Annotated in this window: 17 protein-coding genes; 7 read left to right on the top strand and 10 right to left on the bottom strand. The window is 63.6% G+C overall.

Annotation, left to right across the window (positions count from 1 at the left end):
- Positions 1–49 precede the first annotated feature (49 nt).
- On the bottom strand, positions 50–355 hold the full coding sequence (locus tag AC07UC_RS05565) for a hypothetical protein (protein WP_494904556.1): 306 nt from the start codon (positions 353–355) through the stop codon (positions 50–52).
- Positions 356–537: 182 nt separating this feature from the next.
- Here AC07UC_RS05565 and AC07UC_RS05560 point away from each other — a divergent pair, with 182 nt between their 5' ends.
- A complete protein-coding gene (locus AC07UC_RS05560) occupies positions 538–2,403 on the top strand; it encodes a DEAD/DEAH box helicase (RefSeq protein ID WP_202325315.1) in 1,866 nt (621 codons plus the stop codon).
- 68 nt (positions 2,404–2,471) lie between these two features.
- On the opposite strand, the gene AC07UC_RS05555 is transcribed toward AC07UC_RS05560, so the two are convergent.
- Together AC07UC_RS05555 and AC07UC_RS05550 are read right to left on the bottom strand one after the other, a co-directional pair.
- Entirely contained in the window at positions 2,472–3,026 is a 555-nt protein-coding gene (locus AC07UC_RS05555; RefSeq protein ID WP_494904553.1) for a DUF3291 domain-containing protein, read from the bottom strand.
- A 96-nt stretch (positions 3,027–3,122) separates the two neighbouring features.
- Complete coding sequence (locus AC07UC_RS05550; RefSeq protein ID WP_494904551.1) at positions 3,123–4,550, bottom strand: glycosyltransferase; 1,428 nt, start codon at positions 4,548–4,550, stop codon at positions 3,123–3,125.
- 140 nt (positions 4,551–4,690) lie between these two features.
- On the opposite strand from AC07UC_RS05550, the gene AC07UC_RS05545 reads away from it, so the two are divergent.
- The 4 genes from AC07UC_RS05545 (at position 4,691) to AC07UC_RS05530 (ending at position 7,135) form a co-directional block, all read left to right on the top strand.
- On the top strand, positions 4,691–5,401 hold the full coding sequence (locus AC07UC_RS05545) for a DUF805 domain-containing protein (protein WP_494904550.1): 711 nt from the start codon (positions 4,691–4,693) through the stop codon (positions 5,399–5,401).
- A gap of 70 nt (positions 5,402–5,471) precedes the next feature.
- Positions 5,472–6,134, top strand: coding sequence for a DUF805 domain-containing protein (locus AC07UC_RS05540; protein ID WP_494904548.1), 663 nt, complete (start codon positions 5,472–5,474; stop codon positions 6,132–6,134).
- Positions 6,135–6,258: 124 nt separating this feature from the next.
- Entirely contained in the window at positions 6,259–6,687 is a 429-nt protein-coding gene (locus AC07UC_RS05535) for an SRPBCC family protein (RefSeq protein ID WP_494904546.1), read from the top strand.
- A complete protein-coding gene (locus AC07UC_RS05530) occupies positions 6,680–7,135 on the top strand; it encodes a MarR family winged helix-turn-helix transcriptional regulator (RefSeq protein WP_494904544.1) in 456 nt (151 codons plus the stop codon). The genes AC07UC_RS05535 and AC07UC_RS05530 overlap by 8 nt, the downstream gene beginning before the upstream one ends.
- Before the next feature lie 46 nt (positions 7,136–7,181).
- Here the strand turns inward: AC07UC_RS05530 and AC07UC_RS05525 are convergent, their stop codons facing one another.
- From AC07UC_RS05525 to leuD, 7 genes are all read right to left on the bottom strand, one after another.
- Positions 7,182–7,670, bottom strand: coding sequence for a GNAT family N-acetyltransferase (locus AC07UC_RS05525; RefSeq protein ID WP_494904542.1), 489 nt, complete (start codon positions 7,668–7,670; stop codon positions 7,182–7,184).
- Positions 7,671–7,674: 4 nt separating this feature from the next.
- A complete protein-coding gene (gene leuB / locus AC07UC_RS05520) occupies positions 7,675–8,778 on the bottom strand; it encodes a 3-isopropylmalate dehydrogenase (RefSeq protein WP_494904540.1) in 1,104 nt (367 codons plus the stop codon).
- Between the two features lie 89 nt (positions 8,779–8,867).
- Positions 8,868–9,218 carry a VOC family protein gene (locus AC07UC_RS05515; RefSeq protein WP_140776200.1) on the bottom strand — a complete coding sequence of 117 codons (351 nt, stop codon included), beginning with the start codon at positions 9,216–9,218 and terminating at the stop codon, positions 8,868–8,870.
- The gene (locus AC07UC_RS05510) at positions 9,215–9,598 is read right to left on the bottom strand and encodes a RidA family protein (protein ID WP_202325308.1); all 384 of its coding nucleotides are present in this window, start codon (positions 9,596–9,598) and stop codon (positions 9,215–9,217) included. Before AC07UC_RS05510 ends, AC07UC_RS05515 begins: the two co-directional genes overlap by 4 nt.
- A 33-nt stretch (positions 9,599–9,631) precedes the next feature.
- On the bottom strand, positions 9,632–10,123 hold the full coding sequence (locus AC07UC_RS05505) for an ester cyclase (RefSeq protein WP_494904537.1): 492 nt from the start codon (positions 10,121–10,123) through the stop codon (positions 9,632–9,634).
- A gap of 52 nt (positions 10,124–10,175) precedes the next feature.
- Positions 10,176–11,114, bottom strand: a complete 939-nt coding sequence (locus AC07UC_RS05500) for an Ivy family c-type lysozyme inhibitor (RefSeq protein WP_494904535.1) — start codon at positions 11,112–11,114, stop codon at positions 10,176–10,178.
- 62 nt (positions 11,115–11,176) lie between these two features.
- On the bottom strand, positions 11,177–11,782 hold the full coding sequence (gene leuD, locus AC07UC_RS05495; protein WP_140776208.1) for a 3-isopropylmalate dehydratase small subunit: 606 nt from the start codon (positions 11,780–11,782) through the stop codon (positions 11,177–11,179).
- A 168-nt stretch (positions 11,783–11,950) separates the two neighbouring features.
- Between leuD and AC07UC_RS05490 the strand changes: the two genes are divergently transcribed.
- Both AC07UC_RS05490 and AC07UC_RS05485 read left to right on the top strand, forming a co-directional pair.
- Positions 11,951–12,262: an ArsR/SmtB family transcription factor gene (locus AC07UC_RS05490; RefSeq protein WP_056576380.1), complete on the top strand. Its 312-nt coding sequence runs from the start codon at positions 11,951–11,953 to the stop codon at positions 12,260–12,262.
- Positions 12,262–12,708 carry an SRPBCC family protein gene (locus AC07UC_RS05485; protein WP_494904534.1) on the top strand — a complete coding sequence of 149 codons (447 nt, stop codon included), beginning with the start codon at positions 12,262–12,264 and terminating at the stop codon, positions 12,706–12,708. The genes AC07UC_RS05490 and AC07UC_RS05485 overlap by 1 nt, the downstream gene beginning before the upstream one ends.
- Positions 12,709–12,746 lie beyond the last annotated feature (38 nt).

Here is a 12,746-nt window from a genome sequence, read left to right as displayed (position 1 = left end):
GTTCCGTCCCCCGGGCCGGACCCGGGAGAGGGTGGTTAGGCCAAGGGAATCACACCGTTTTGGTGGTGGTTTTTTTGGCCGTGGTTTTGCTGGAACGAGGGGACGCGCCGACGCGCCCGGCCCAATGGTTCGCATTGAGGCTGGGGGCATCGAATGCAAGAAGAGCCATCAAAAGGCCGCGCATCGAAAAACGATCCCGTTCGAAGCGGGCTTTTACGCGGTTTGCGGCAGGAGTCAATTGGGACGAGGCGCGGCTTTCCTTCTCCCCTTGTGGGAGAAGGTGGATCGGCGCGTTAGCGCCGAGACGGATGAGGGGTGTTCCAGCGGAGTGAGGCGTCGGCGTTCCCTGGAACACCCCTCATCCGTCGCCTTCGGCGACACCTTCTCCCACAAGGGGAGAAGGGAAGGCAGTGCTGCTCGCCCTGTACAAGAGCGACGCCAAGAAGTACGAACGGCCAAGATTGTTTGGCCGGCGCGACGCCGGCCCCGGCTCGTGCTCCATGGTGAGCGCAGAACCCTGAATTCCGAAAGAGCGAGATGTCCAACTTCGAAGGTATTGTTCCCGCGCTGGCAAAGGCGCTGGAAAAACGCGGCTATGCCGAGCTGACGCCGGTGCAGAAGGCCGTGCTGGAGCTCGGGCAGGCCGACGCGCTGGTGTCAGCGCAGACCGGTTCGGGCAAGACCGTGGCCTTCGGGCTTGCCATGGCCCCGACGCTGCTCGACGGCGCGGAACGCTTTGGCGCGGCCACCGCACCGCTGGCATTGGCGGTGGCGCCGACGCGGGAGTTGGCACTGCAGGTGACCCGCGAACTGGAATGGCTTTACGAGCCGACCGGCGCCACGGTGGCGTCCTGCGTCGGCGGCATGGACATGCGCACCGAGCGGCGCGCGCTGGAGCGCGGCGCCCACATCGTCGTCGGCACGCCCGGCCGGCTGCGCGACCACATCACACGGCAATCGCTCGACATGTCGGCGCTCAAGGCCGTGGTGCTCGACGAGGCCGACGAGATGCTCGACCTCGGCTTTCGCGAAGACCTCGAATTCATCCTCGACGCCGCCCCGGCCGAGCGCCGCACGCTGATGTTCTCGGCCACCGTGCCGCGCTCGATCGCGACGCTGGCTCAAGGCTACCAGCGCGATGCCGTGCGCATCTCCGCCGCCGGCGAGGAGAAGCAGCATCTCGATATCGAATACCGGGCGCTCAACGTCGCCCAGGCCGATCGCGAGAACGCCATCATCAACGTGCTGCGTTTCTATGAGGCGAAGAACGCGCTGGTGTTCTGCAACACGCGCGCCGCCGTCAACCATCTCACCGCGCGCTTCAACAACCGCAATTTTTCGGTCGTGGCCCTGTCGGGCGAGCTCAGCCAGAACGAGCGCAGCCACGCGCTGCAGGCCATGCGCGACGGCCGCGCCAAGGTCTGCATCGCAACGGACGTCGCCGCGCGCGGCATCGACCTGCCCAATCTCGAACTGGTGATCCATGCCGATTTGCCGACCAACCCGGAAACGCTGCTGCACCGCAGCGGCCGCACCGGGCGCGCCGGACGCAAGGGCGTCAGCGCGCTGATCGTGCCGAACAGCGCCCGCAGGCGCACCGAGCGGCTGCTGCAGAACGCCGGCCTCAAGGCGACATGGGCAAGCCCGCCCTCGGCCGACGACGTGATCCGCCGCGACGACGAGCGCATCCTCGCCGACCCGGCCTTCGATGAGCCGGTGAGGGATGACGAGCGCACCTTCATTGACGCGCTTCTCAGCCGTCATGGCGCCGAGCAGGTGGCGGCCGCCTTCGTGCGCCAGTGCCGCGCCAGCCGCTCGGCGCCCGAGGATCTGATGGACGTCGCCCCGTTCACGCCTTCGCGCGAAAGAACGGCGGGCGAGAAATTCACGCCCCGCGACGAGGCGCCCAGCCGCCGCGACGATTTCGGCGCCAGCGTCTGGTTCTCGCTGTCGGTCGGGCGTCGGCAGAATGCCGAGCCGCGCTGGCTGATCCCGATGCTGTGCCGGGCCGGCAGCATCTCCAAGCGCGAGATCGGCGCCATCAAGATGCAGCCGGAGGAGACTTTCGTGCAGATCGCGGCGGACTGGGCCGACCGTTTTCTAGCCGCCATCGGACCCGATCGCAAATTGCAGGGCAACATCGTGGTGAAGCGGCTCGAGGGCACGCCGGATCTGTCGCGCGCCGGCTATCAGCCGCCGAGCCCGGACAAGAAACCGCATCGCGGCAAGGCGCCATTCGATCCGAACGCGCCGAAGCGCAAATTCGAAAAGCGCGCACCGGCAGCAGCCGACCAGCGCCCGGCTACCGCGCATGAGGCAAAGCCCTGGGCAAAGAAGCCGGGCAAGCCGAAATTCGACAATGCCGGCCCGCCAAAGCACAAGAAGCCGAAGCGGCCATCGTAAGAAACTGCGGCGGTTGCTGGCGCGGGCGTTGCGCCAGGTCCAGGGCGGATTGCCGCCTTGGCGCCAGGTCAGCTTGGTTGCTGCTGCCGCTTTTCATTCAGACGCATATTTTGTTTGACCATTTGGCTGTCGATCGCCGTCGGGCGGCCATCTTCATCGAAACAGGTTTTGAAATCGAAGGCAAAAGGGCTGGCCTTGTGGTCATGGAGAAATTCGTGCCGGACCACGGCCTCCCCCCAAGTGGGGTCATGGTCCCACTCGACCCACCAAAGCACATAGGGTGGCCATGCCGGTTTGAGAAACCATTCCCGCCCGTGCCGCATCGCCTCCATGTGAATTCCTGCGTAGGTGAATGCCATTGGTGATGCCAAATCTTTCCACAACGACAGCGTCGATGGCGTCCAGCCGTCTCCCTGCTCAAGGTAGAAGCGCGGGAAAACTTGCGTGCCCCAGCTTTCCGGACCAGCTTCTTCCTCATAGCCCGACCTTGCGATGAATCCCTCGCTCGTTTCGGCAATCAGAAAATTGCGATCGTTGCGGTCATGAAAGCCCTGGTTCACGGGATCACTGGCCGGCGCACGGAATATGCCGAAAGTGTACAGGGCAAGTCTTTTGCTCTTCATTTTGCCTCCGCCAGACAGCCCTGTTGCACTCGGTTTTTCCTCATTGTTCCAGGCCGGTAACGGGTCGAAACCGGTCGGCCGCGTGATCCGGTTCGGTCAGGCGTTCGAAGCCCGGGAGACCGACGCCTGCAGACCGGCCTTGATGGCTGCCCAGCTTGCGGAAGGCGGCGTCGGGCGGTGTTGCCTTGCGATGCGCTCCACAAGCGAGGAGCGCCAGTCATGGTCTTCGGCCATCCGGCGGATGGCGGCATACCAGCCGGCCTGATCATTGGAATCGATCGCCGGCATCATCCCCCCGCTCGCCTCCATCAGCGACGGCGCGGTCGACACGATGACCGGAATGCCGAAATCGAGACATTCGGAAGCGCCGTAGCCCCAGCCCTCTATATGCGAGGGAAAGACGCCGAATGTGGCGCTGCGATAATAACGGATGAGTTGCTCGTCGCTGACCAGCCCCGTGAAGGTGACCGACTGGAGCAATTCGGGATGCGCCTTGAGATAAGCGCGCAACGGCTCGATCATCCAGCCCCAGCGCCCGGCACAGATGAGCCTTGGCAGCTTGACGCCTTCCTCCCGCGCCTGCTGCCAGACCCGCGCCAGCAGGATATGGTTCTTGCGCACTTCGATGGTCGAGCAATAGAGCACGAACGGTTCGCCGGCCTCGATGCGCGATGTCGTGCCGGCGCGCGATGCGTTTGCGTGCAGGATGGAGGGCATCGGAAAGCGGTACACAACCGGCGCGGCGATACCAGCCTTGCGCATGTGATCGGTCAGCGTCGCGCCGACCTCGTTGGAGGCGCAGAATGCAGGTGCGCCACTGCGCACCAGCTGTTCGAGATAAGAGCCGTAGCGGCCCTCGCCGCCGCTGGTGCCAAGCAGATCGGGGCGCAATTGCGGGATGATATCGTGGCAGAGGAAGGCAAGCTTGCCGGCGGTGCCCGAAACGGCGGAGCGGTCTTCATGGGTGAGGATGTGATGGCTGATAAGCACAAGGCCGGGCTCCGTTTCGGCCAGCTGGGCCGGGGCATGCCCGCGCAATCCCAACCGCGCCCTCGCCCGCTGGTACAGGCGATAGGCGCGGATCAGGAGCTGCGTCGCTTGGTAGGCGATCCCCTTGGCGCCGTTGGTCACCGTCTTGGCCAGGTGGCGGTCCGTCCCGCACTTGTCCCAGGGCTGCTGCCGCACCGTCTCGAAAGCTTGCGACAACGCCATGCGCCTCCCCGGCCACCTTTTGACACGATGCACTGAAATGTCCGCTGCCGCGACATGGTCCTGTTCGTAGGCGGCAAGCGGCCGGAACCGGCCGGACCTGAACGCCACCACCTCCACGCTGGGGTCGGGATCCGCCAACGCCGCGTTGACGAGAAAGCTTTCCACGCGCGGAATGCCCGCCAGGCCCTCGCCGGGCGGCCAGAACATCAAGCCTGTGGCGTCGATGGCCAGCCTGGACGGGGTCGGCCCCGGAGGCCTTGCGACCTGCCCATCCCCGGTCGCGGCGCTGGCATCGGAGTGCTCTGCGGTCATCGTCTCTTTGGTGAAAACGGCTGCACTTGAAGCCTTATGCTTCATTTGCCGCTGCCATGGTAGCCATGTCGCACGGCTTGCCCATGGGCTCGGCCCTGTGCCACACCTTGGCAGGGACACGGGCGACAAGGGGGTGGGTGATGCGCGGCGAAGTGCTCCACTATGACGAGGACCAGGGCTTCGGCTTCATCACCGGAGCCGACGGCAACCGCTACACCTTCACCCGCGAGAACCTTCGCCGGCAAACCGCCATGCCCAAGGGAACGGCGGTCGAGTTCCAGGCGGGCGGCGGCCAGGCGCGTGACGTTTTTTCTATCGCCGCCCAGGCCGCAAGCCCGGCCGCCGATGCCGCCACCAGCGCCGCACCGGCTCAAGCCCGTCCCGCGCCGGCGGCCGTCGCATCGCAGGCGCAGCCCTTCGGCCGGTCGGCCGAGCCAGCCGGGCCCACCGACCTCTGGTCCTATTTCTGGCGAGCGATGACTGAAAACTATTTCAATTTTGCCGGCCGCGCCCGCCGCAAGGAATATTGGGGCTATTGCCTGTTCTGGACGATCGCGCTGCTCGTGGTCATCGGCGTCGGCGTTTTCACCGATGTCCAGATAGGCAATTTCGACAGCATCGAGATGCCGGCGGTGACGATCGGGCTGTTTGGCGCTTTCCTGCTGGCCACGTTCTTCCCCAGCCTCGGTATGATCGTGCGCCGCCTGCACGACCTCGGCCTGTCGGGTTGGCTCTGCCTGCTGATCCTGATCCCGACCTTCGGCAGCCTGATCATCCTGGTCTTCGCCCTGATCCCGACACAGGGACGCGAAAACCAGTGGGGACCGGTGCCGGCAGGCGTCAGCACATAGCCTGGCGTGCATATTGCAATCATGAACAACCTTGGGTAGTATTCGCATTGCAGCATGGCGGGGGCAAGGTATGCGTGGCGCGGTCTATCACTACGACCAGGACCAGGATTTCGGTTACATCAATGGGGTCGACGGTAAGCGCTATATGTTTGCCCGTAATGATCTGAACCACGGTGTGGCCCTCGTGAGGGGCACTCTCGTCGAGTTCCAGCCGGATGACGGCGCGGCCCACAATATAGTCGCCGTTGCCTCAACCACGCCCTCGTCAGGCACCGGTCAACCACCTAAGCCTAGCCGGCTTGCCGAAAAGCTGCCTGCCGGCTCTACAGGACTGTGGGCCTACTTCCTGCAAACGGTGAGCGTGAATTATTTCAGTTTCAACGGACGCGCTCGCCGCAAGGAATTCTGGGCCTTCTGGCTGTGCTTTATCCTGCTGCAGGTAGCGCTTCTTGGCTTCGGGATACTCGTCAATCTGGCCATCAATGGCTTCGGCATCAACGCGGGCCAGAGCACGATAGGGTTTATACCCGCTCTTATCTTCACATTGGCAGTCAGCCTGTCGTGGATCGCGCTTGTCGTGCGGCGTCTTCACGACATCGGCCTGAGTGGCTGGCTTGTCTTGATCTGCTTCATCCCAGTCATCGGCGAAGCGGCTTTGCTGGTCTTCGGACTTATGCCGTCTCAAGTGGGCGAAAACCCTTGGGGGCCGGTGCCGACAGGCGTCAGGGTCTAGAAGACCAGTCCCGAGAAACAAGAAACTTTCCCGCTCGAAGAACAAAGTCGTCGCGCTGAAAATTCCTCTTGCAATTTAATCTGTGCACAGATAGTCTGCGCCCAGATTAAATGGAGCCAAGGCAATGTGGACCAATGAATACACCGCGATTTCCTCGCTTCCCGCGAGAGCCATCTGGAACGCGCTCAAGGCACTGCACGAAGGCCGCCTGACCTATGAAGGATCCGACACTTTCGTGCTGCACGGCCCGTTCGCCAAGGGCACCCGGGTCTCGGTGACGCCGGTCGGGCAGGACACGTTTGAATCTGTTATCGTCGATCTCGTCGATAACGTCACCTATGCCGACGAGACCTCGTTCGGTGGCACGAAATTGCTGTTCCGGCATACGCTGTTACAGGTCGAAGGCGGCACGCAGGTGACGCACCGGCTGGAAATTTCCGGCCCCTCGGCCGCCGAGGTCGGACCCGAGCTCGGCCCGCAGATCAGCGGCGATTTCGACGTCTCGATGGCTAAATTGTTCGAGCAGGCAAAGGAGTTCGCGAACGGTGGCTGATGGGCAGGATTTGAACACGCGCTTCAGCGGACCTTCGGAGAGCCCCGGCTTGTTGCTGTGGCGAACCACCATGCGCTGGCAGCGTGTCATGACGGCGGCGCTGGCGCCGCTCGACCTGACGCATGTCCAGTTCGTGCTGCTGGCCTCGGCCATGTGGCTCGGCCGCAATGGCGAGCCGCCCAACCAGGTGCAGCTCGCCGCCCAGGCCGGCACCGAAGTGAAGATGACCTCGGACGTCGTCGCCCGGCTTGAAGCGAAAGGGTTGATCGCGCGAGAGGCCGACCCCAGGGATTCCCGCGCCAAGGTGATCCGCGTCACTGCAGCCGGGGCGGCTGCCGCGCAGCGCGCCATCGTCGCTGTCGAGACCGCCGACGCGGCCTTTTTCGAACCGGTTAACGAGGCGCAACTCGTCGGCCTGCTGCGGCAGCTCGCCGGCGACATTCGCTGAGGCCGCTGCGCTAGAGTTGGATAACCAATCCTGGGAAACCATGCCGTCAGAGGCCAGGTTTTAATACCTTCAGCGCGTCGCTCGAAAGCCTGAGAAAAATCTTCTGGCCGTGCCGTTCGGCGCCGAGCCGCGCGTAGAAGCGCAGCGCGCCCTCGTTCCAGTCCTCGGTAGTCAGGTCGATGCGGCCGATGCCGTGGCTGAGGCAATGACCGGCGAGAAAATCGATCAGCGCCCGGCCGACGCCGGCACCGCGGACCTGGTCACGCACAAACAGATCCTTGAGGAACAGCAGCCGCTCGAGATCGACGCCCGGATGCGCGATCGCCACCGACGCCAACCCGCTCACCTCATCTTCAACGAAGGCAAGCGCAAAATGTGGATAGGCCGGGCTTTCCTCGCCAAGCCATTTGCGCGCCGCGGACAAAGCCCGATCATGGTCGAGCGGTGGCTGCCGGTAATGCGCCGCCATGGCGCACAGCATGACAGCGAGTGCGGAAGCATCCGCGGCCGTCGCCCAACGGACGTCGACCGGCACGGGATCAGCCCAGGAACTTGGCGATGATCGCGTCACCCATCTCGACGGTTCCGACCTCGGTCATGCCGGCGGAGAAAATGTCCTTGGTGCGCAGGCCATCGTCGAGCACGGCGGCGATCGCGCCTTCGAGCTTGTCGGCTTCCGCGACCATGCCGAAGGAATAGCGCAGGCACATGGCGAAGGACGCGATCATGGCGATCGGGTTGGCGATGCCCTTGCCGGCAATGTCTGGCGCCGAGCCGTGCACCGGCTCGTAGAGCGCCTTGCGCTTCTTGGTCTTGACGTCGGGCGCGCCGAGCGAGGCCGATGGTAGCATGCCGATCGAGCCGGTCAGCATGGCGGCGATGTCGGACAGCATGTCGCCGAACAGATTGTCGGTGACGATGACGTCGAACTGTTTTGGCCAGCGCACCAGCTGCATGCCGCCGGCGTCGGCCAGCATGTGGTCGAGCTTGACGTCGGCATAACGCGCTTTCTGCGTCTGGGTGACGACCTCGTTCCACAGCACGCCCGACTTCATGACGTTGCGCTTTTCCATCGAGGTGACGTGGTTCTTGCGGGTCCGCGCGAGTTCAAAGGCGACGCCCGAAATGCGCTCGATCTCGAACGTGTCGTAGACCTGGGTGTCGATGCCGCGCTTCTGGCCGTTGCCGAGATCGATGATCTGCTTGGGCTCGCCGAAATAGACGCCGCCGGTCAGCTCGCGCACGATCAGGATGTCGAGGCCTTCGACCACCTCCTGCTTGAGCGAGGAGGACGCCGCCAGCGCCGGATAGCAGATGGCGGGGCGCAGATTGGCGAACAGCTCCATGTCCTTGCGCAGCCGCAGCAGGCCGGCTTCGGGGCGCACCTCGTAAGGCACCGCATCCCATTTCGGACCGCCGACGGCACCGAACAGCACCGCATCCGCCGCCATCGCCTTGGCCATGTCGGCATCGGAAATGGCCGCACCATGCGCATCGTAGGCGCATCCACCGACCAGGCCCTCATCGGTGGCGAAGCCGCTGCCGAGCTTTTCGTTCATGGCCGATATCAGTTTCTTGACCTCGGCCATGGCCTCGGGGCCGATGCCGTCGCCGGGGAGCAGGAAAAGATGCTTCGTTGCCATGGAGAAAACCGTCCCAGAAAAAGAATTTGAACCGCGGCCTTGCTAAACGCCAAGCGCTTGCGGCGCAAGCCTGCGCTTGAGACGCGCATTCACCGATGCGAGAGAATGTTGACCAGCCGGCCGAAGGGATCGCGCACATAGAAGCGCCGCACGCCCCAGGGCTCGTCGGCCGGTCCGTATTCGATGGCAAAGCCGGCGCCCTTCATGCCTTCAAGTGCGCCCTCGACATCGTCGACCTCGATCGACAGGTCGGGCACCGGCGTGCCCGAGCCGCCCTGCTCGGCAAAGCTGACCTGCACACCCATGGTCTCGGACGAACCATAGGTGGCGATCCAGCCATGATCCATGAGCAGATCGAGGCCGAGCACGTCCTGATAAAATCGCTTCGCCGCCGCGATATCCGACGTGGCGATGTTGGCAATGATGCGCCGGACCTTCATGCAGTCCGCCGCAGCGCCGTGACTTCGATCTCGATCTTCATTTCCGGCTTGTTGAGCTGGCAGACGATCATCGTCGCGGCCGGCCTGATGTCGCCGAACGTGTCGCCCAGGATCGGGAAGACCGCGTCCACAAAGGCGTGGTCGGTGATGTAGTAATGCGCCCGCACCACGTCGGCCATGTCGAAGCCGCCGTCCTTCAGCGCCTTGCCGATGGTCGCCAGGCAATTGCGGGTCTGCGCCTCGACACTGTCGGGCATCGTCATGGTGGCATAGTCATAGCCGGTCGTCCCGGAGACGAAACACCAGTCGCCCTGCACCACGGCCCGCGAATAGCCGGCGGTCTTTTCGAAGGGCGAACCGGTGGAGATGAGTTTGCGCATGGCGTCCTTGCAAATGTTCGGTTGTTTAGATCGTCAGGCTCGCAGCTGCGCCAGGACGCCTGCGATATCGCCCATGCCCCAATGCTCGACGATACGACCGTCTTGCACCCGGAAAATGTCGCAGGAGGTGAAGCGCAGCCCCCGGCCGGTCGGTGCGACGCCAAAATAGGCACCCTTGTGCGTGCCGCTGTAGACGAAACTCGCCGCGATATGGTCCTTGTCGGCGACCACGACTTCGATGTCGACCTTGAGATCGGGCATTGCCGCCAGCCGCGCCTTGAAGAAAGCGACAGTCGCCTGTTTCGGGCTGACATTGGCCGGCGGCGGTGCGGCGGCGCTTTGTTGATGATTCACATAGGTGTCGGCGAACAGGTCGGAGAAGCCGTCGATATCGCCCGCGCTCAATGTCGCCGCGAACCGTTCCGCCAGCGATTGCGGCGCGGTCGCCGCCCGGGCGAGGGTCGGTGCCAACAAGCCGCCGCCAAGAAGCAGCGCGGCTGCCGTTACTTGTCGCCTATTCTGCATCGTAGCCTCCGTCCGGAAATGGCGACAGAACGGCAGTCCCTTGGCGACGCCGCTAGTTCGCCTCGCCCTGTGCCTTGTCCAGCGCTGCCTTGACATCGGCCGGCCATGTCTCCAGCGCCGGCCAGCCCTTTGGCTGGCCATCGTCCCCCCGACGGGCGAAGTAGAGCTTGTGCTTGGCCGGGTCGACCGCCATGAAACCGTCATTGCCTCCGCAGTCATGCGGCACGCAGCCGCTGGCGTAGAAGGCGCCCGAAGCGGTCTTTTCGGTACCGCCGCCGACCAGCAGGCTGGTCGCCATGTCGGGCATGTCCTTGCCGAGCAGCTTTTCGGCTTCCTTGTAGACGGCCTCATTGTGGAATGCGTCGATGATGTTGTCGTATTTCGACGGGTCGATATCCTTCCAGTCGGTGCCGGGTTCGGGCATGTAGGTCAGATTGCCCGATGTCGTCAGCCCCGATGTCGGCGACCATTGCAAGGCCGGCTTCTCATCGCCCGGCAGCAGATAGGGCACGAAATAAATGGCGCTGTCGGAGATTGCCGCCGGTGGCGCGCCGCATTCGTCCTGTTCGACCGTTGTGGTCTGGATCTCGCCACCTTGCGGCTTCCACACGATCACCTTTGCCGGGCCGCATTGATTGCCGCCGTCGCCGACATCGACCAGCGCCACATTGACATCGCCGATCTTCACTATCTTGTCGAAGAAGACATCGTAGTTGCTGGCCAGCTGCTTGCCGTCATAGGCGAGCACCTTCTCGCCATCCTGCTCCGGCTGCGTGATGGTCAGTTGGCCGCCTTCGAACGGTATCGGCGCCTGGCTGTCATCGTCGGCGGGCGCCGCGTCACTGGTGCTCGACGATCCCTGGTCGACCGGCTTCTGGGCTGCCGCGGGCGTCTGCTGCGCGGCGGGCGTCTGTGTCTGCGCAAAGCCGCTCATGGTGGGAAGCAGCAACAAGGCCAGCCCGCAAACGCCGGCAAGAAGCGAACGTGCCATGACTGTCCTCCCTCAGTCGATGCGAGCCCGGCCTGAAAGCGGCCGGGATCGGATGGTGCCGCTCAGGCCCAGGGGCGCTGCTCGGCGTTGCGCTTCTCGAACGAGGCGATGGCGCCGGCCTTCTCCATCGTCAGGCCGATGTCGTCGAGGCCGTTGAGCATGCAGTGCCGCTTGAAGTCGTCGAGGTCGAAGGCGACGACGCCGCCATCGGGGCCGCGGATTTCCTTGGCTTCGAGGTCGATCGACAGAGTTGCGTTGGAGCCGCGCGAGGCGTCATCCATCAGCTTCTCGAGATCCTCGGGGCTGACGGTGATCGGCAGCACGCCGTTCTTGAAGCAGTTGTTGTAGAAGATGTCGGCGAACGAGGTCGAGATAACGCAGCGTATGCCGAAATCGAGCAGCGCCCACGGCGCGTGCTCGCGGCTCGAACCGCAGCCGAAATTGTCGCCGGCGACGAGGATCTGCGCCTTGCGGTAGGCCGGCTTGTTGAGCACGAAATCCGGGTTTTCCGAACCGTCATCCTTGTAACGCATTTCGGCGAACAGGCCGGTGCCGAGCCCGGTGCGCTTGATCGTCTTCAGATAATCCTTCGGGATGATCATGTCGGTGTCGACATTGACGATCGGCATCGGAGCGGCGACGCCGGTGAGCTTGGTGAATTTTTCCATGGCTTTGGCCCGTGTTTTCGTTGCGGGGGATTTGCTGAAGCTCCGTTTACACAAAGCCGCGGGCAAATAAAAGCCAACTGTTCGTGCGCGCCGGCACAAGGGGGATGCATGGTGCGAGATCTTGCCGCTTGACATGCAACCAAATGGTTGCATATTAAAGCCATGAGCATGGATGCAGTCTTTCGCGCGCTGGCCGACCCGACACGCCGGCAATTGCTGGACAGCCTCCACGCCAGGAACGGGCAGACGCTGAACGCGCTGTGCGCGGAGATGGACATGACGCGCCAGGCGGTGACCAAGCATCTGGCGATCCTGGAGGAAGCAAACCTCGTCACCACCATCCGCAAGGGGCGCGAGAAGGAGCATTACCTCAACCCGGTTCCGATCAACGAGATCGCCGAGCGCTGGATCGGCAAATTCGAGCGGGGGCAATTGACCGCCCTCAGCGACTTGAAGAGACGCCTCGAAAGGAAAGACTGATGAGCAACAGCTTCGTTTACGTGACCTACATCCGTACCACGGCCGAAAAGCTCTGGGAGGCCCTGACCGACCCGGAGTTCAACCGGCAGTTCTTCCTTTGCTCCTATCAGGAGAGCGAGTGGAAAGTGGGCTCCAGCTGGAAGCTGATCCTGCCTGACGGACGTGTCGCCGACAGCGGCGAGATCCTCGAGATCGACCCGCCGCGGCGCCTGGTCATCAAATGGCGCAATGAATGGATGCCCGAGGTCAGGGAAGACGGCTACACGCGCTGCACCTTCACCATCGAGCAGAATGGCGAGCTGATGAAGCTTGCCGTGACCCATGAAGCCGACGGGCCGCACAAACTGATCGGCAATGTCGCCAGGGGCTGGCCGCTGGTGCTGGCCAGCCTCAAGAGCCTGCTTGAGACCGGCAAGGGTTTTGAGCGCCCGCCCTCGAAGGAATGAAAGGACCGTTTCGATAACGAAACAAATTTGCGCGGAGG

This window comes from Mesorhizobium sp. GW821-FHT04C10, from assembly GCF_059420305.1.
Note: the sequence above shows the minus strand (reverse complement) of the source record. Positions and strands in the feature narration are given on the sequence as shown.